The following is a 15,815-nucleotide window of genomic DNA, read 5'->3' on the forward strand; positions in this document are numbered from 1 at the left end:
GTCCCCGCACAGCCTTTCCGGGGGACATCATGAAACGTTCGATCGACGGTCTCGTCGTTGCCGGCCTGATTCTGGCCTGCGCCGGCCTGTCCGGCTGCGGCAGCAAGGATGCGGGCGCGGATACCAACCTGGTCGAGATGAACGCCAGCGACGGCACGATGAATGACATGACGATCGTGGAAAGCGCGGTGCTCGACAAGGCGGGCAGCGAAGTCGCCAACGGAATCGAAGCGGGGAACGCAAGCAACGCAATGTAAAGCAGGAGGAACCGGGCCGTGGGGCCGGCCGGGTTCGGACATATCGGAGGACGGTAATATGGTGCGCGTTTTGGCCTCGACCTTGGCCTTGGTGGCGATGACGGTGCAGGCTGCGCCGGCGTCAGCCTATCTTTTCTGGTTCGGGCCCAATTTCAAGGCAGCGCCTGTCCAGGGCGACGAGCCCGGCCTTGGTATCGCAATGCCGAAGGCAACCCCGGCCGAATTGCGCGCCCACCTTCTCTGGAACATGCGTGCGGGCCTCAACGTCGCCGCACTCCAGTGCCAGTTCTCGCCTATCCTCCTTACCGTTCCCAATTACAACGACCTGCTGTCGAAGAATGCCGACGAACTCAACACTGCCTACAAGACGCTCGGTGGCTATTTCAAACGGACCCAGGGCAAGAGCTGGCAGAAAGCCTTCGACGACTACACGACCAAGACGTACAATGGCTTCTCGACGATGCACGCCCAGCTGGGCTTCTGCGAGACCGCCTCGGCGATCGGACGCGATGCTCGCAAGCTCGGGCGCGGGCATCTGACGCAACTCGCCGTCGATCGCATGCGTGAGTTCCGCAACAGCCTGGTCCCCGCCGGCGACATGATCCATGCCCGCCGCTACATCCAGGTTTCGGTTCAGACCCCTTCTATGGACCAGGCGTGCTGGACCAAGAAGGATCAGCTCAAGGCCGTATGCGCACCGCGCATGCAGCAGGCCAGCACCGAGCTACGCAAGACCGGCGGCTGACGAGCCGCAAGCCCGGCGGCTATCGGATTCCCACGACCTTGTGCGTCTGGGTCGACAGCCGCCAGCGGGGATGCTCCAGGATATAGGCGATAGCGGCCTCCCGCGCGGCGGAAAGGTCCGGCCCGTCCATCGGCTGGAGCAGGAAATGCTCGAAGTCCCAGCTTTCGAGCTGGACCGGGTCGATTCCCGGCTGCGGCCAGACCAGCTTCAGTTCCTGTCCCTTGCGCTGGACGACCTCGCTACCCGCCTTCGGACTCACGCAAATCCAGTCGATACCCTCGGGGGCCGGCTGGGTGCCATTGGTCTCGACCGCGGTCTCTATGCCCCGCTCGCGTAGCGCGTCGATCAACGCGACGTCGACCTGCAGCAATGGCTCCCCGCCCGTCATCACGACCAGCGGCGACGGGAATGAGCCCCACAGGGCCAGCACCTTGTCGGCAAGCGCGCCGGCATCATATCGCCCGCCATTGTCGCCATCGAGACCCACGAAATCGGTATCGCAGAAGCGGCAGATGGCGGTTGCCCGGTCCTCCTCGCGTCCGCTCCACAGATTGCAGCCGGCAAAGCGGAGAAAAACCGCACGGCGGCCGACCTGCATGCCTTCGCCCTGCAGCGTCAGGAACATCTCCTTGACCGCATAGCTGCCCATGTCAGGCGTAGACCGTCGGATCGCGAAGGCCCGCTTCTTCGAAACCCTTGGACCGCAACCGGCAGCTGTCGCACAGCCCGCAATGGCGCCCGTCGGGCGTCGGATCATAGCAGGACCAACTCATGCCCGCGTCGAGGCCCAGACGATCGGCTTCGCGCGCGATGTCGGCCTTGGTCATATGCTGAAGCGGCGCGTGGATCGTGAAGCCCTGCCCCTCGACGCCCATGCGCGTCGCCAGATCGGCCAGATGCTGGAAGGCGGAAATGAACTCGGGACGGCAGTCGGGATAGCCCGAATAGTCGAGCGCGTTCACGCCCACGAAGATGTGGCGGGCGCCGGTCGCCTCGGCGAAGCCGAGCGCCAGCGACAGGAAGATGGTGTTGCGTGCCGGAACATAGGTCGACGGTATGCCCGGCTGGACGCCGTCCTTCGGCACGTCGATGTCGTCGGTCAGCGAGGAACCGCCAAAGGCCCGAAGGTTGAGCGGCAGCGTCACGTGCCGGTCCACGCCCAGGGCATCCGCGACCCGCTTCGCCGCTTCGAGTTCGACCCGATGCCGCTGGTTGTAATCGATCGTGAGCGCCGCGAGGCTGTAGCCTTGCTCGCGCGCCAGACCACCCGATACCATGGAGTCGAGCCCACCCGACAGCAGCACGATGGCGCGGCGGCTTTCGCTGTTCGCAATGTCAGACATGGCGCGCGTTTAGGCGATTCGACAGCACGAATCCACCGCTAGTCTAGGGCATGGACCTCGCTGCCCGGCCTGACAATTCGGCCGCTGACAAATCCCGCCCATAGGATATCCTGCACGGCGGAGCGGAGAGGCCAAGCGGGGGCAGGATGACCTATTGTCTCGGAATCATGCTGCGTGAGGGGCTGATCATGGTCGGCGACACGAGGACCAATGCCGGCATCGACAATATTTCCACCTATCGCAAGCTCCACATCCTGGCGGACGAGCGCGACAGTTTCGTCGTCCTCGCCAGCGCAGGCAATCTGTCGGTTACCCAGCTCGTGCTCGGAATGTTGTCCGAAGGCCTGCCCGCCCGCAACGGCGAGGACACACCCCGCAGGATCGAACATATGCCCAGCATGTTCCAGGTCGCCCAACTGGTCGGCGAAGCGGTGATGTCGGCCGGGGCGCAGCTCAAACCAGCGCTCTATGCGGCCGGCGTTCCTTCGGGCATTTCGCTCCTGCTCGGCGGGCGCATCGCGGGTGGGCCGCTGACGCTCTTCCTGATCTACGATGCTGGCAATTTCATCGAGTGCCAGCAGGACAGCCCCTTCTTCCAGATCGGCGCCACCCAATATGGCAAGCCTATCCTCGACCGCGCGATGAATTATGAAAGTTCGCTGGAAGAGGCGGTGAAGGTGGGGCTGCTGTCGTTCGACTCCACCATCAGGTCCGATCTGTCGGTCGGCCTGCCGTTCGACCTGATCGTCCTCAGGCAGGATGTCACGGCTCCGATCGTCTCGAGGCGGATCGAGGCCGACGACGCCTATTTCCGCAACCTATCGGCGCGCTGGTCGATGCTGCTGAACGAGTCGAGAGCTTCTATCCCCGATCCGCCCTTTCTGCGCGCCGAGGATCCCACCAGCGACATCGCCGACCGTCTTCGCGCAAAGCGGTGACAGCCCTTCCGTCGAGAAGGAAAGACCAGCCCGAACGCGGCCCACCAAAAGAAAGGGCCGCCCGGAGGCGGCCCAGTGAGGCTGAAAGCCTGCTAAGGGAGGAAAATGTGCCCAAGGGGGAGGCACATCTCCCCTCTACTATGGACCGCATAAACAAAGGATTAACCAGCTCACGTCATCGCTGTACTGGGCGATTCGACTTTGGTCGCATCGGGGCGCTGCAAGGCCTGCGCAACGGGAATGACGCTACGGCTCAACGCGACGATACGGCTCCAGCCGCAGTGCATTCTCCGACCCGGTGCGCCGTAACCTTATAGTCGAACGGTGCGTTTCGGGCGATGCCCTGAGTCGAGATGACAACCTGGCGCGGCGTTGAGACGCGGAGAGTGCTGCGGCCCCATCCTGCCCGTGGGCAGCTATACTGGACAGTGGCGCTGCGCGGTTCGTTCGCGACAACGAAGCGGGTGCAGCCGGTCTGATCATGCTCGATCTGGACGAGAGCCATGGGATCGGCAAGGCAAAGCTGGCGGTTGGGCCGCCCCTCCACTTCGATCTGCCACGAGCCTGGCTCGATCTGCTTAAGCGCATCCGGCACCGATGCGGTCGCGGGCGAGACGGGCGCGGACGGAGCGGCGGGTGCCGCAACGAGGCGCGCGCCTGCGATCACGCCCAGGATCATCGCCATCCCCGCAACTGCTACGACCACCCTACGCATCACATCCCCCGCTCGAACAAAGTCGACGTCGCGATTCGCTTGCCCCGCCGTCCGCGCCAGCCCATTTCGACCAAGCGTCGATAGCCGATGACGGACAGCGGGAATGCTGAAGAAAGCTGTATTGTACCGAATGCGTTACGGATTCGGGTAGCGGCGCATCAAATCGATTCGAGTGAGAGCGAAAAGCGCTTTGCGCAAAACTCGCAATCAACGTGGATCTCTCCTGCCGCATCGGCCATCTCGGCGCGCTCCTCGACCGGGAAACGCGCGATCACCGAGCGGATATGGCCCGGATCGCACCGGCATCCGCGCTGCAGATCGACCGCAGCGAAGGTACGAACCTCGTCCTCGTTAAACAGCCTCCACAGGATATCCGACGGCGTCAGCTTCGGATCGGCCAGTTCGGCGGTCGTGACCGTCTGGGCCAGGGCAAGGACATGCTCCCATTCGGGATGATCGAGACGGGTGTGCAGACGCTCCCGCCCCTCTTCTCCCTCGGGAAGGTGCTGGATCAGGATACCACCGGCGACATGGCTGCCGTCCTCGAGCCGCTTGCTGTGCAGCCGCACCAGGCTCGGCAATTGCTCGGACTGGGTGAAATAAGCCTCAGCCGCCTCGGCAAGCGACGCACCCTCGAGCGGGACGATGCCCTGATAGCGCTCCCCGGTGACCGCCTGATCGAAGGTGATCGCCAGATAGCCCTTGCCGAACAGCGCGAACAGCGTCGGATCGGCAGGTATTTCGGCGACCCGTTCGGGATCGTGGCGGATATAGCCGCGCATCTCGCCCGCCTTGTAATCGGCAACGAGCAATTCGACGGCGCCGCCTTCGGCCTGCGCCTGCAGGGTCAACTGACCCTGCTCATGCTTCAGCGTAGAACCGAGCAAGGCCGCAAGCACCAGCGCATCGGCCAGCAGCCGTTCGATCGCCGGCGGATAGCCATGTGCGCCGAGTATGCGGTCGAGCGTAGGCCCGAGCCGCACGACCCGGCCGCGCACATGGCGCTCCGGAATGGTGAAGCCGAGGGCGGTGTCGAGGGTGGTGTTGATGGTCAATGCGATTTCCTGTCCGCAACCAAGTCGGTACGGACCCTGTGGATTTCAAGCCGAAGGGTGCGAGCGGTAGCCGAAGCTCCCGCCGGTACCAGCTGCAATCAGCCGATCTTGCCGAGACACCAGAGCAGGACCGCTTTTTGGGCGTGCAGGCGATTCTCGGCCTCGTCCCAGATCAGCGACTGCGGCCCGTCGATCACCGCATCGACGACCTCTTCGCCACGATGCGCGGGCAGGCAGTGGAGGAAGACCGCATCCGCCGCCGCGCGCGCCATCAGCGCCTCGTCGACCTGATAGGGCATCATCGCCTTCAGCTTTTCCTCGGCATGCGCCTGCCCCATCGAGATCCAGGTGTCGGTTACGATGACGTCCGCCCCCGCCACGATCTCTGCTGCATCGCGCGACAGACGGACATCGCCGCCGCGCGCGCGCGCTGCCGCGATCACCGCCGGATCGGGATCATAGCCCTCCGGACAGGCGATACCGACGGGGAAGCCGAGCAGACTGCCTGCCTCGACGATCGAGTGGAGGACATTGTTGCCGTCGCCGAACCAGGCCCAGCGCGAGCCGGTGAGGGCACCGCGATGCTCGATCACGGTCAGCATGTCGGCCATGATCTGGCAGGGGTGCGACTGGTCGGTCAGCCCGTTGATCACCGGCACATCGGCATAGCGCGCGAGATCGAGCGCTTTTTGATGATCGTCGGTGCGGATCATGATCGCGTCGACATAGCGACTGAGCACGCGCGCGGTGTCGGCGATCGTCTCGCCGCGACCGAGCTGCATGCTGCCCGAGTCCATGACGATCGTGGTGCCGCCCAGCTGGCGCATCGCCATGTCGAACGACACGCGCGTGCGGGTCGAGTTCTTCTCGAAGATCATCGCAAGCGTGTGGCCCGCCAGCGGCGCATCGGCGTCGATCCGTCCCTTTGGCAGCCCCTTGCGGGCCTGCTTGCGGGCGATCGCCTCGTCGAGCATCAGCGTCAGCCCGGCGCTGCCGGCATCGGCGAGATCGATGAAGGACCGGCTCATTGCCCGGCCTCGAAGGTCCGGGCGCCGGCCGACAGCTTCTCGACGCACTCGGCGACATGGCTGTCGTCAATCACGAGCGGCGGCAGGATCCGGACAACATTTTCGCCGGCCGCGACCGTCAGCAGGCCGTGATTGTCGCGCAGATGCGCAACGAAGGCGCGCGCCTCGACGGCGTCCTTCAGCTTGATGCCGATCATGAGGCCCAAGCCGCGTGTGCTGTCGAACACCGAGTCATGGTTCGGCATCATCTGTTCGATCGCCTGACGCAGGCGGGCGGCCATCGTCTGGACATTGGCGAGAAACGCGTCGTTCACCGCGACCCGGAACACCGCCTCGGCCGCAGCCATCGCGAGCGGATTGCCACCATAGGTCGAGCCGTGGGTGCCAATCACCATGCCCTTGGCCGCTTCCTCGGTCGCGAGGCAGGCGCCGAGCGGAAAGCCACCGCCGATGCCCTTGGCCACGGCCATGATGTCGGGGGTGATGCCATATTGCTCATGCGCGAAGAAAGTGCCCGTCCGGCAATAGCCGCACTGGACCTCATCGAGGATGAGCAACAGACCCTGCTCGTCGCAGATCTGGCGCAGACCCTGGAGGAATTCGGGCTTGGCGGGCGTCATGCCGCCCTCGCCCTGGACCGGCTCGACCAGGAAGCCGGCGGTGTTCGCGTCAACAGCGGCACGGGCCGCCTCCAGATCGTTGAACGGAACCACCTCGAAGCCCGGCAGCAGCGGCTCGAAGCCGTCGCGCATCTTCGGCTGGTTGGTGGCCGAGATCGTGCCCAGCGTCCGTCCGTGGAAGGCGTTGGTGAAGCTGATGATCTTGGTCCGGTTGGGCTGGCCGTTCACATGGTGATACCGGCGCGCGGCCTTGATCGCGCACTCGACAGCCTCGGCGCCCGAATTGGTGAAGAAGACCGTGTCGGCGAAGGTGCGATCGACCAGCTTCTGGGCGAAGGCCTCACCCTGCGGGCTGCCATAAAGGTTCGAAACGTGCATCAGTGTCGCCGCCTGGTCGGCTATGGCCTGGACCAGTTCGGGGTGGCCGTGGCCGAGCAGATTGACCGCGATACCGCTCGCGAAGTCGAGATAGCGCTCGCCGCGCTCGCCGATCAGGTAGCAGCCTTCGCCTCGCACCGGACGCACGCCGCACCGCGGATAAACCGGCATGAGCGGGGTGATGGTCATGGCAAAAACTCCCTTTCCTTTCGATCGGCTCTGAAATCGCTCCGAAAATGCAAAAAGGCGGCCACCGGCCGCCTGACGGAGCGCGCATATAGTGACGCAGCCCTATGCTCGTCAAACGCTTCGTCGCGTGATTCCCCTGCGACCGGATGGGAAAAAGCAGCCTGCGATGCTAGGGTGATGGCATGTGGACGCTTCTTGTCGACTCGCAGCGCAAGCTCTGCCGGCTCCTGCCGGCCGGGGTGGCCCTGGCCGTCGCCATCACGGGCTTACCCGGCAAGGCCGCGCCGGTCGAGGACGCGCCATCCATTTCGCCCGTTCCGCCACAGCCGGTGGTGCTCGACTGGTCGGGTTCCTTCCGCCTGAGCGACCCGCCCCGCAACCTGCCTGCGGGCGCTACGATCGCGCCGATCGAGGATGCCGCCAGCGCGGCACGCGCCGAAAATGAGTCGAAGCGCGCCGCCAGTGCGCTCGGCGTCGAGGACCGGTCGACCACCTCGACCACGCGGACCGGCTATCGCCGGATGGCAAGCGAGAGCCAGTCGATCACGGTCAAACCGCCCGAGGCCCAGGGCCCCGTCAACGTCGGCGCGCGCATAGGCAATTATCGCGCGGTACCCGACACCGGCCAGATTTCGGCGCGCGACGTCCGCCTGTCGGTCGGTCTCGACTTTTAGCGGCTGCCCCAAGCGGCAGGTCGACGGTGCACGCCTCACGCGTCATTCTCAAATCTCTGCAAAAACGGAGGCCGCCACATGTTCATGGATTTCCGCGATCAGCCGCCTCCCCCGCCATGGCAACCGAAGCAACCCGACCGGCGGCCGGCGCTGAATGTCCGCCAACAGAAGATGCTGGCGGTTGTGGCCGCGATCAATATCCTGCTCTTGCTTGTCGCGCCAATCGGCGGCGCGACCCTGATCTCGGCGCTGCTCGCCTGGCTCTCCTGACCGACAAAGGTCTCAGCAGGCTGGACGATGCCGATCCGCCACAGGCACGATGTTTCGGGCTTCACCCCTCCCAATTCCTTGCCGCAACGGCGCGCGGTCGCTAAGGGCCGCCGGTCATGCAGTATGTCAGCACCAGGGGCTCGGCCCCCCGCCTCGGATTCGAAGACGTCACGCTCGCGGGCCTCGCCTCGGACGGCGGGCTCTATGTGCCCGATCAGTGGCCGAGTTTCACGACCGCCGAGATCGCGGCGATGCGCGGCCTGTCCTATGTCGATACCGCTGTCGCAGTCATGCGGCCCTTCGTCGCAGGCGCGCTCGACGACCAGGAACTGAAGGCACTGTGCGAAGCTGCTTATGGCCGCTTCGCCCACGCCGCAGTCGTGCCGCTCAAGCAACTCGACCATCGCCAGTGGCTGCTGGAGCTGTTCCACGGCCCGACGCTGGCCTTCAAGGATGTCGCGCTCCAGCTGCTCGGCTTGCTGTTCGAACGCTTCCTGGCCAAGCGCGACACCCATCTGACCGTGATCGGCGCTACCAGCGGCGACACGGGCTCTGCCGCGATCGACGCGCTGGCTGGGCGCGCCAAGGTCGACATCTTCATGCTGCACCCCAAGGGCCGCGTGTCCGAGGTGCAGCGCCGCCAGATGACGACGGTGCTGGCGCCGAACGTCCACAACATCGCGATCGAGGGCAGCTTCGACGATGCGCAGGCGCTGGTGAAGGCGATGTTCGCCGATGCCGGCTTCGCCAACCGCTTCAACCTGTCGGCGGTCAATTCGATCAACTGGGCGCGGCTGATGGCCCAGGTCGTCTATTATTTCTACGCGGGCGTTCAGCTCGGCGCCCCCGATCGCCCGGTCGCCTTCTCGGTGCCGACCGGCAATTTCGGTGACGTCTTCGCCGGCTATGTCGCCGCGCGCATGGGCCTGCCGGTCGCGAAGCTGGTCGTCGCAACGAACGTCAACGACATCCTCCACCGCGCGCTGTCGACCGGCGACTATTCGGTCGGCACGGTGACACCGACCTCCGCTCCGTCGATGGACATACAGGTCAGCTCCAACTTCGAACGGCTGCTGTTCGACCTGCACGGCCGCGACGGCGCCGCGCTGAACGCAACGATGAACGGCTTCGAGTCCAGCCGCCGGCTCGACATCCCCGCCGCGATGCGCAGCGAAGCCGCCGGTCTCTTCTCCAGCGCCCGGATCGATGCCGACCGGATGCAGATGGCGATGCGCTGGGCGCATGACCGCGCCGGAGAGACGATCGATCCGCACAGCGCGATCGGCCTCGCCGCCGCGCAGGACGCCGAACTCGACGCCTCGATCCCGGTCGTCACGCTCGCAACGGCGCATCCCGCCAAGTTCGGCGATGCCGTCGAACGCGCCACGGGCGTACGCCCGACGCTGCCTGCGCGGATCGGTGAGCTGTTCGAACGGCAGGAGCGCTATGTCGTGCTGCCGGCCGAGATCGGCGCGATCGAGCAGTTCGTCGCCGACCAGTCGGTGACGGCAGCCTGAACATGACCGTCGGCCCGCACATCCACAGGCTGGCCAACGGCTTCACCATCGCCGCCGAACCGATGATCGGCGTCGAGACGGTGGCGCTCGGCCTGCATGTCGATTGCGGCGCCCGCCATGAGGATGCGCGGACCAACGGCCTCGCCCATCTGTTCGAGCATATGGTGTTCAAGGGCGCCGGTGGCCGCAATGCGCGCCAGATTTCGGAAGCGGTCGAAAATGTCGGCGGCTATCTGAACGCCTATACGTCACGCGACCAGACCGCTTTCCAAGCGCGCCTGCTCGCCGAAAATGTCGACCTGGGGGTCGAGCTTGTCGCCGACCTGGTCCGCAAGCCGCATTTCGAGGCGAGCGACCTCGTCCGCGAGAAGGACGTCGTGCTGCAGGAACTGGGCGAAGCGCGCGACCTGCCCGACGACATCATCAACGACCATTTCCATTCGACTGCCTGGCCGGACCAGGCCTTCGGCCGCCCGGTCCTGGGTGAGGAAGAGAGCATCGGTGCGATCGGCGTCGACGATCTTCACGGCTGGACGCGCACCCATTATCGCCCGCAGAGCATGGTGCTGGCGGCGGCGGGCAAGATCGACATCGACCAGCTCGTCGACCTTGCCGAGCGCCGCTTCGGCGACATGGAGCCGGCACCGCGACCGGTGGCAGAAGGCGCTGCCTATCAGGGTGGGCTGTTCGTCGAACGGCGGCGGCTCGAATCGGCGCATATCCTGTTCGGCTGGGAAGGCGTCAGCTATTTCGACCCGGCTTATTATCCCCTGCTGCTGTTCAGCCAGGCCGCCGGCGAGGGCAGTTCCTCGCGCCTGTTCCAGGCAATACGTGAGGAACGCGGCCTGGCCTATTCGGTCGGCTCATCGGTTGCCGCCTGGCGCGACACGGGGATGCTGACCGTCTATCTGGCAACAGCTCGGCGCGAAGCGCAGCATGCAACCGATCTGTCGCGCGACCTGCTGCGCGAGGCCGCCGTCACCTTGTCGGAGGTCGAGCTCGACCGCGCCAAGGCGCAGATAAGGGCCACCATATTGATGGCGCTCGAATCGGTGCAGAGCCGTGCCGATCGGCTGGGTTTCCAGACCCTCGTTCATGGAACGCCGATCGATCCCGCCACGATCGTCACCAAGGTCAACGCCTGCACATTGGACGAGGTCCGGGCGGCCGGCGCCCGGATGCTCGAGGGCGCGGAAACGCTGGCGACGGTCGGCCCGGCGCTGAAGGCGGCGGCCTGACCATGGCGCGGCCGGCACGACCGGCGGCGCGGCCTTTCGAGACGGACATATCATGCAGCTGACCACGATCGTCACCGAACCCTGGACCGATTACGGGCTGGTCGATTCCGGCCATGGCCGCAAGCTCGAACGCTACGGCCGCTTCCGCTTCATCCGGCCCGAGCCGCAGGCGATGTGGGCGCCCGCCTCGACCAACTGGGAGGCCGATGGCGACTTCATCGGCGCGTCCGACGAGGATGGCGGCGGCAAGTGGCACCTGTCGCGCGACGTGCCGCGCGGCGGATGGCACATGCGCTGGGAAGAGGTCCGCTTCACCGCACAGAACACCCCTTTCCGTCACCTCGCCTTCTTCCCCGACATGGCGCCGCAATGGTCATGGATGCGCGATCGCACGGCAGAGGGCGACGAGGTGATGAACCTGTTCGGCTATACCGGCGTGGGAACGCTCGCGCTCGCTGCCAAAGGCGCCCGCCTGACCCATGTCGATGCCTCGAAGAAGTCGGTCGAGGCTGCCAAGGCCAACGCCTTCCTGTCGGACATGGCCGACCGTCCGATCCGCTGGATGGTCGACGATGCCGCGAAGTTCGCGGCGCGCGAAGTTCGGCGCGAGCGCCGCTATGACGGCATCTTTCTCGATCCGCCCAAGTTCGGGCGCGGCCCCAATGGCGAGACCTGGCGGCTGGAGGAACATCTCCCTGCGCTGATCGCCGACTGCCGGGCGCTGCTCGACGACAAGTCGAAGTTCCTCGTGCTGACCGTCTATGCGATCCGCATGTCGGCGCTTGCGATCGGCGAGCTGCTGCGCCAGGCGACAGCCGACCTGGGCGGTACCGTCGAAGTCGGCGAGATGGCGGTGCGCGAGGAAGCCCGCGGCCTGCTGCTGCCAACCGCGATCTTCGCCCGCTGGCACCGGGACTGAGCCCCAGGCCTCAGTCGAGCAGCGCCTCGATCGCCTCGGCCATGGCGATGTCGCGATGCGACAGGCCGCCCGCGTCATGCGTGGTCAGCAGCACGTCGACCCGGTTCCACACATTGGACCATTCGGGGTGGTGGTCGTTCTTCTCGGCATAGAGCGCCACCCGCGTCATGAAGGCGAAGGCGGCCGAAAAGTCGGGGAAGGTGAAGCGGCGGGTGATGGCGTCGCGAGCCTCGTCATAATCCCAGTCGGGCAGGGCATCGAGCGCATCGGCACGTTCGGCTTCGTTCAGGGCTTCGATCGACAAATCATCCTCCGCTGGCGTGTTCGGTTTCTCGCCTCTATGTCGACGCAAGATGAGTGAAGGTCAAACCCTCCCGCCCACGGCCGACCGGATCGAGGCCATTGCCCGCGCCACGATCGCGCGCCTGCCCGCCGAGTTCGCCCAGCACCTGGGCGATGTCGTGCTGAAGGTGGAGGAATTCGCCGACGACGCCACGCTCGACGAGATGGGCATAGAAAATCCGTTCGAGCTGACCGGCCTCTATACCGGCCTGCCGGTCGGATCGAAGTCGGTCGACCATTCTGGCACCATGCCCGATATGATCCACCTCTATCGCCGCGCGATCCTCGACGAATGGGTCGAGACCGACGTCTCGCTCGAGGCATTGGTCGGACATGTCGTGATCCACGAAATCGGGCATCATTTCGGCCTGTCCGATGCCGATATGGAAGCGCTGGAGGCGATGGCCGGCTGATGACCGCGCGGCTCGTTTTCGATCGGGTCGCCTGCCTGCGCGGCGACCGGCTGCTGTTCGAGGGGCTGAGCTTTGCGTTGGGCGCCGGCGACGCAGCGCTGCTGACCGGGCCCAACGGGGCAGGCAAGTCGAGCCTGATGCGCCTCGCAGCGGGCCTGCTGCCCCTGTCCGCCGGCACGATCGATCATGAAGGCCGGATCGCCCATGCCGGCGAAGCCGCCGCGCTCGACATGCGCCTGCCACTGGCACGCGCGCTCGGCTTCTGGGCGCGCATTGATGGCAGCGAAGCGGACGCCGTGCGCGACGCGCTTGACCGGATGGGGATCGCCAATCTCGCCGAGGTGCCTGTGCATATGCTGTCCACGGGACAGCGCAAGCGCGCGACCCTTGCCCGCATTCTCGCGGCGCGCGCCGACATCTGGCTGCTCGACGAGCCGGGCAACGGCCTGGACACCGCGTCGCTCGGCCGGCTCGCCGCCGCCATGGCCGCCCATCGCGCAGGCGGCGGGATCGTGCTTCTGGCGACGCACCAGCCGCTCGATCTGCCCGGTGCGCTGCCAATCGAGCTCGGCAAGGTAGCGGCATGAAGGGCTGGCTCGCCATCGTCCTGCGCGACGTGCGTACCGCCTATCAGGGCGGCGGTGCGCTGCTGCCGCTGGTCTTCTTCCTGCTGGTGGCGACGCTCTTTCCGTTCGCGGTCGGCCCCGACGGCGCGCTACTCGCCAAGGTCGGCGGCGGCGCGCTTTGGATGGCGGCGCTGCTGGCGGCGCTGCTGCCGGTCGATCGGCTGATCGCCCCCGATGCCGAGCAGGGCGTGCTCGACCAGTTCGCCGTGCGCGGCTTTTCGGACGAGGCGATCGCCGCCGGCAAGATCCTCGCCCACTGGCTGGGCTTCGGGCCGCCATTGCTGCTCGCCGCCCTGCCCGCCGCAGCGCTTCTCCGTCTCGACGGTACGACGCTGCTGCGGCTCGAACTCAGCCTCGCCATCGGCACCCCGGCGCTCGCGGCTCTCGGGGTGATGACCAGCGCGCTGATCCTGGGCCTGCGAGGCGCGGGTGCGCTCGCCGGCCTGCTGATGCTGCCGCTTGCGGTGCCGCTGCTGATCTTCGGCGCCGGCGCGCTCGGCCCCGATGGCATGGGCGCGCTCAAGCTGCTCGGTGCCGCAGCCCTGCTGCTGACCGCCCTCGCCCCCTTCGCTGCGGGCGCCGCATTGCGCGCCGCCCGCGAATAGCCGGGCGGGCGCCTCCGAACACCGTCAGGCCGCCAGCGCGACGGACCGCTTCGACAACAGCGCGAGCAGCGATATGCGATTGAAGAACCACATCCGCTCCAGCACGAGATCGCTGTATTTCTGGATGGTGTTGGAGAAGGTATAGGGCGTGTACCAGACATTGTGATCTGGATGGACGACTTCGACGAACGTCTGCGAATGTTTCACGAAGTCGAAATGGCGCGCCTGACACTGATAGGCGTCGGGAACCGAGATGAGGAAGCACTCCGCATCGATGGACTGAAGCTGCTCCATGAACTCTGCAACGTTCGGAACATGCTCGAGAACTTCGGGAACGAGCACCACGTCATAACGGTCCTCGACCTGCTCGAAGCTCGAAAACAGCCGGCCCCGTGCATAGGGCGCCAGCTGTTCGAGCGCTTCGACATGGACGTCGAGCCCATCCAGCGTCGCGCAATATGGCTCCAGCGCGAGATGGAGCGACGTCGCCGGGTCGGTGATCGGCCAATCGGCGCATCCGATATGCAGGACGCGCTTTCCCTCGCACAGATAGCGGAACACTTCGAGCCGGCTGAGTTCGGCGATTTCCTCGCTGACGTTCACGCGCTGGACGAAATAGGGCGAATGTTGCGCCTCGAGCGGAGATGCCGTGCCTGATACGGTCATCGGACGCGGCGCGGTTGCTATCGGAACTGCGGCGGCGGGCTGGGCGACGGCGGCCTCTTGCACCACCGCATCCGCCACGGCCACGACATCCTGACTGTGGATGTCGTCATATCCATCCAGCGTCGAACCCCAGAGTTGGTGAGCGTAGACAGGGTCGCTTCCGCTGTAGGTGACACCAGAGAAGTGGCGCGGGATGAAATAGTGGCTGGGATAGATGCGCAGCGCCGAATATCGATATGAGCGATAGGCGTCGGTCAGTCGCTGGGGACCGACGGTCTTCCAGGCCATCTCATGGATGACCGACGGCTCGGCGGCTATGTCGGTGATGATCCGGCCAAGAAATTCATTGCCGGCCACGCTCCCGAAATAGCCGGCTGCGATCAGCCCCGGGCGTGCGATCTCGTTTTCCCAACAAGCGAAGGCCTCGCAATCGAGCAAGGCCTCATCCAGCGGCCTGACGCACACGCTGTCCGCATCGAGCAGAACGCCGCCGTGCCGGTACAATATCTCCCACCGCATCAGATCGGCGACGCCATTGAGCTCGCGCTGATACATCGCCTCGATATGGCCCTGGTTGACCCAGTTGTTCTCCTGCAGCTCGCGATTGCCCCAGATCCGAAACTCCCAGCCGGGATGCCGCGCCCGCCAGCTCTCGATACAATTGTCAGGCCGCTTCGTCTCATCGCCGACCCAAATGAAATGCATGATCTTCGGAATCATCGCGTCACCCTGTGTATTGCCGCGCATCCGGGCTCGGCTCGTTCGTGAAAACGAGTGGATCGGGAACGCTCAGGCTCACCCGCAGGGCTAGGCCGAACAGGGTTAACAAATCGACAAATGCGCCCCGCCGGAACCTGAAAACCGGCGCCTTGCCGCGCCATGAAATGGTTAATCGTTTTTTAGGGTGCGGAGGATAACCACAGGCTGTCGAAGAAAGTCTTTCGGCACGGGCCGGCGCTCGGCGTGCGAATTTGCGAGAGATCAGATGAAACCGAATGTTGATCAGAATCTGCGCAAGGCGCTTTCTTTTGCGCGCGCGGGCGACGCGGCCGGGGCCGAGAAGATCTATCGCGAGATACTGGCTGCGTTCCCAGCCAACAAGCGCGCGCAGCAGGGCTTGGCCGAATTGGCCAATCCTTTTGCGGGCCGCCCCTATGCCGAGGCGGTGGAGACACTTTTGTCCCTTTATGACCAGAATCGCATGTCCGAGGCGCTCGATGGCGCCATGGCGATGCTGGCGCTCCATCCCGCGCGGGCAGACCTGTACAATCTGGCCG

General features: G+C 65.4%; 20 protein-coding genes. 12 read left to right on the forward strand and 8 right to left on the reverse strand.

Translation table 11 applies throughout. The features are described 5' to 3' along the window. Nucleotides 1–257 (forward strand): hypothetical protein (locus KAY22_RS15025; RefSeq protein ID WP_296624230.1); only part of this gene is annotated, 257 nt, incomplete at its 5' end. Between the two features lie 58 nt (nucleotides 258–315). Then, on the forward strand, nucleotides 316–1,002 hold the full coding sequence (locus KAY22_RS15030) for a hypothetical protein (protein WP_296624231.1): 687 nt from the start codon (nucleotides 316–318) through the stop codon (nucleotides 1,000–1,002). 19 nt (nucleotides 1,003–1,021) lie between these two features. Here the strand turns inward: KAY22_RS15030 and queE are convergent, their stop codons facing one another. Then, nucleotides 1,022–1,651 (reverse strand): 7-carboxy-7-deazaguanine synthase, encoded by a 630-nt coding sequence (gene queE, locus KAY22_RS15035; RefSeq protein WP_296624232.1) that lies wholly within the window; start codon nucleotides 1,649–1,651, stop codon nucleotides 1,022–1,024. Nucleotide 1,652: 1 nt separating this feature from the next. Continuing rightward, nucleotides 1,653–2,345 (reverse strand): 7-cyano-7-deazaguanine synthase QueC, encoded by a 693-nt coding sequence (queC, locus tag KAY22_RS15040; protein WP_296624233.1) that lies wholly within the window; start codon nucleotides 2,343–2,345, stop codon nucleotides 1,653–1,655. 146 nt (nucleotides 2,346–2,491) lie between these two features. Here queC and KAY22_RS15045 point away from each other — a divergent pair, with 146 nt between their 5' ends. After that, the gene (locus KAY22_RS15045) at nucleotides 2,492–3,283 is read left to right on the forward strand and encodes a peptidase (RefSeq protein ID WP_296624234.1); all 792 of its coding nucleotides are present in this window, start codon (nucleotides 2,492–2,494) and stop codon (nucleotides 3,281–3,283) included. Between the two features lie 253 nt (nucleotides 3,284–3,536). Here the strand turns inward: KAY22_RS15045 and KAY22_RS15050 are convergent, their stop codons facing one another. From KAY22_RS15050 to KAY22_RS15065, 4 genes are all read right to left on the reverse strand, one after another. After that, nucleotides 3,537–3,998, reverse strand: coding sequence for a hypothetical protein (locus KAY22_RS15050; protein ID WP_296624235.1), 462 nt, complete (start codon nucleotides 3,996–3,998; stop codon nucleotides 3,537–3,539). Nucleotides 3,999–4,156: 158 nt separating this feature from the next. Then, nucleotides 4,157–5,053 (reverse strand): Hsp33 family molecular chaperone HslO, encoded by an 897-nt coding sequence (locus KAY22_RS15055; protein ID WP_296624236.1) that lies wholly within the window; start codon nucleotides 5,051–5,053, stop codon nucleotides 4,157–4,159. Nucleotides 5,054–5,151: 98 nt separating this feature from the next. Beyond that, the gene (argF, locus tag KAY22_RS15060; protein WP_296624237.1) at nucleotides 5,152–6,081 is read right to left on the reverse strand and encodes an ornithine carbamoyltransferase; all 930 of its coding nucleotides are present in this window, start codon (nucleotides 6,079–6,081) and stop codon (nucleotides 5,152–5,154) included. Beyond that, on the reverse strand, nucleotides 6,078–7,268 hold the full coding sequence (locus tag KAY22_RS15065; RefSeq protein ID WP_296624238.1) for an aspartate aminotransferase family protein: 1,191 nt from the start codon (nucleotides 7,266–7,268) through the stop codon (nucleotides 6,078–6,080). Before KAY22_RS15065 ends, argF begins: the two co-directional genes overlap by 4 nt. A gap of 182 nt (nucleotides 7,269–7,450) precedes the next feature. Between KAY22_RS15065 and KAY22_RS15070 the strand changes: the two genes are divergently transcribed. The 5 genes from KAY22_RS15070 (at nucleotide 7,451) to KAY22_RS15090 (ending at nucleotide 11,886) form a co-directional block, all read left to right on the forward strand. Further along, complete coding sequence (locus tag KAY22_RS15070) at nucleotides 7,451–7,942, forward strand: hypothetical protein (RefSeq protein ID WP_296624239.1); 492 nt, start codon at nucleotides 7,451–7,453, stop codon at nucleotides 7,940–7,942. Nucleotides 7,943–8,020: 78 nt separating this feature from the next. Further along, nucleotides 8,021–8,212: a hypothetical protein gene (locus tag KAY22_RS15075; RefSeq protein ID WP_296624240.1), complete on the forward strand. Its 192-nt coding sequence runs from the start codon at nucleotides 8,021–8,023 to the stop codon at nucleotides 8,210–8,212. A 116-nt stretch (nucleotides 8,213–8,328) separates the two neighbouring features. Further along, complete coding sequence (gene thrC, locus KAY22_RS15080) at nucleotides 8,329–9,729, forward strand: threonine synthase (protein WP_296624241.1); 1,401 nt, start codon at nucleotides 8,329–8,331, stop codon at nucleotides 9,727–9,729. A gap of 2 nt (nucleotides 9,730–9,731) precedes the next feature. After that, nucleotides 9,732–10,967, forward strand: coding sequence for a pitrilysin family protein (locus KAY22_RS15085; RefSeq protein ID WP_296624242.1), 1,236 nt, complete (start codon nucleotides 9,732–9,734; stop codon nucleotides 10,965–10,967). A gap of 52 nt (nucleotides 10,968–11,019) precedes the next feature. Next, the gene (locus KAY22_RS15090; RefSeq protein WP_296624243.1) at nucleotides 11,020–11,886 is read left to right on the forward strand and encodes a class I SAM-dependent methyltransferase; all 867 of its coding nucleotides are present in this window, start codon (nucleotides 11,020–11,022) and stop codon (nucleotides 11,884–11,886) included. 10 nt (nucleotides 11,887–11,896) lie between these two features. Here the strand turns inward: KAY22_RS15090 and KAY22_RS15095 are convergent, their stop codons facing one another. Next, nucleotides 11,897–12,190 (reverse strand): 4a-hydroxytetrahydrobiopterin dehydratase, encoded by a 294-nt coding sequence (locus KAY22_RS15095; RefSeq protein ID WP_296624244.1) that lies wholly within the window; start codon nucleotides 12,188–12,190, stop codon nucleotides 11,897–11,899. Between the two features lie 49 nt (nucleotides 12,191–12,239). On the opposite strand from KAY22_RS15095, the gene KAY22_RS15100 reads away from it, so the two are divergent. The 3 genes from KAY22_RS15100 to KAY22_RS15110 are packed head-to-tail and all read left to right on the forward strand — an operon-like array spanning nucleotide 12,240 to nucleotide 13,872. Beyond that, nucleotides 12,240–12,641, forward strand: a complete 402-nt coding sequence (locus KAY22_RS15100) for a metallopeptidase family protein (protein WP_296624245.1) — start codon at nucleotides 12,240–12,242, stop codon at nucleotides 12,639–12,641. Beyond that, nucleotides 12,641–13,228, forward strand: a complete 588-nt coding sequence (ccmA, locus tag KAY22_RS15105) for a heme ABC exporter ATP-binding protein CcmA (RefSeq protein ID WP_296624246.1) — start codon at nucleotides 12,641–12,643, stop codon at nucleotides 13,226–13,228. The genes KAY22_RS15100 and ccmA overlap by 1 nt, the downstream gene beginning before the upstream one ends. After that, nucleotides 13,225–13,872, forward strand: coding sequence for a heme exporter protein CcmB (locus KAY22_RS15110; RefSeq protein ID WP_296624247.1), 648 nt, complete (start codon nucleotides 13,225–13,227; stop codon nucleotides 13,870–13,872). Before ccmA ends, KAY22_RS15110 begins: the two co-directional genes overlap by 4 nt. A gap of 24 nt (nucleotides 13,873–13,896) precedes the next feature. Here KAY22_RS15110 and KAY22_RS15115 read toward each other — a convergent pair whose 3' ends face one another. Then, nucleotides 13,897–15,285: a glycosyltransferase gene (locus tag KAY22_RS15115; RefSeq protein WP_296624248.1), complete on the reverse strand. Its 1,389-nt coding sequence runs from the start codon at nucleotides 15,283–15,285 to the stop codon at nucleotides 13,897–13,899. A 238-nt stretch (nucleotides 15,286–15,523) separates the two neighbouring features. On the opposite strand from KAY22_RS15115, the gene KAY22_RS15120 reads away from it, so the two are divergent. Next, nucleotides 15,524–15,815: hypothetical protein (locus tag KAY22_RS15120; protein WP_296624249.1), on the forward strand; the 292-nt coding region annotated here is incomplete at its 3' end.

The organism is Rhizorhabdus sp., assembly GCF_018006725.1.
Lineage (GTDB): Bacteria > Pseudomonadota > Alphaproteobacteria > Sphingomonadales > Sphingomonadaceae > Rhizorhabdus.

Coding starts and splice junctions, on each gene's coding strand:
- KAY22_RS15045 (WP_296624234.1), top strand. CDS start 2,492: ATGACCTATTGTCTCGGAATCATGCTGCGTGAGGGGCTGATCATGGTC.
- argF (WP_296624237.1), bottom strand. CDS start 6,081: ATGAGCCGGTCCTTCATCGATCTCGCCGATGCCGGCAGCGCCGGGCTG.
- KAY22_RS15090 (WP_296624243.1), top strand. CDS start 11,020: ATGCAGCTGACCACGATCGTCACCGAACCCTGGACCGATTACGGGCTG.
- KAY22_RS15075 (WP_296624240.1), top strand. CDS start 8,021: ATGTTCATGGATTTCCGCGATCAGCCGCCTCCCCCGCCATGGCAACCG.
- KAY22_RS15030 (WP_296624231.1), top strand. CDS start 316: ATGGTGCGCGTTTTGGCCTCGACCTTGGCCTTGGTGGCGATGACGGTG.
- thrC (WP_296624241.1), top strand. CDS start 8,329: ATGCAGTATGTCAGCACCAGGGGCTCGGCCCCCCGCCTCGGATTCGAA.
- KAY22_RS15115 (WP_296624248.1), bottom strand. CDS start 15,285: ATGCGCGGCAATACACAGGGTGACGCGATGATTCCGAAGATCATGCAT.
- KAY22_RS15110 (WP_296624247.1), top strand. CDS start 13,225: ATGAAGGGCTGGCTCGCCATCGTCCTGCGCGACGTGCGTACCGCCTAT.
- queC (WP_296624233.1), bottom strand. CDS start 2,345: ATGTCTGACATTGCGAACAGCGAAAGCCGCCGCGCCATCGTGCTGCTG.
- queE (WP_296624232.1), bottom strand. CDS start 1,651: ATGGGCAGCTATGCGGTCAAGGAGATGTTCCTGACGCTGCAGGGCGAA.
- KAY22_RS15100 (WP_296624245.1), top strand. CDS start 12,240: ATGAGTGAAGGTCAAACCCTCCCGCCCACGGCCGACCGGATCGAGGCC.
- KAY22_RS15065 (WP_296624238.1), bottom strand. CDS start 7,268: ATGACCATCACCCCGCTCATGCCGGTTTATCCGCGGTGCGGCGTGCGT.
- KAY22_RS15070 (WP_296624239.1), top strand. CDS start 7,451: ATGTGGACGCTTCTTGTCGACTCGCAGCGCAAGCTCTGCCGGCTCCTG.
- KAY22_RS15050 (WP_296624235.1), bottom strand. CDS start 3,998: ATGCGTAGGGTGGTCGTAGCAGTTGCGGGGATGGCGATGATCCTGGGC.
- KAY22_RS15085 (WP_296624242.1), top strand. CDS start 9,732: ATGACCGTCGGCCCGCACATCCACAGGCTGGCCAACGGCTTCACCATC.
- ccmA (WP_296624246.1), top strand. CDS start 12,641: ATGACCGCGCGGCTCGTTTTCGATCGGGTCGCCTGCCTGCGCGGCGAC.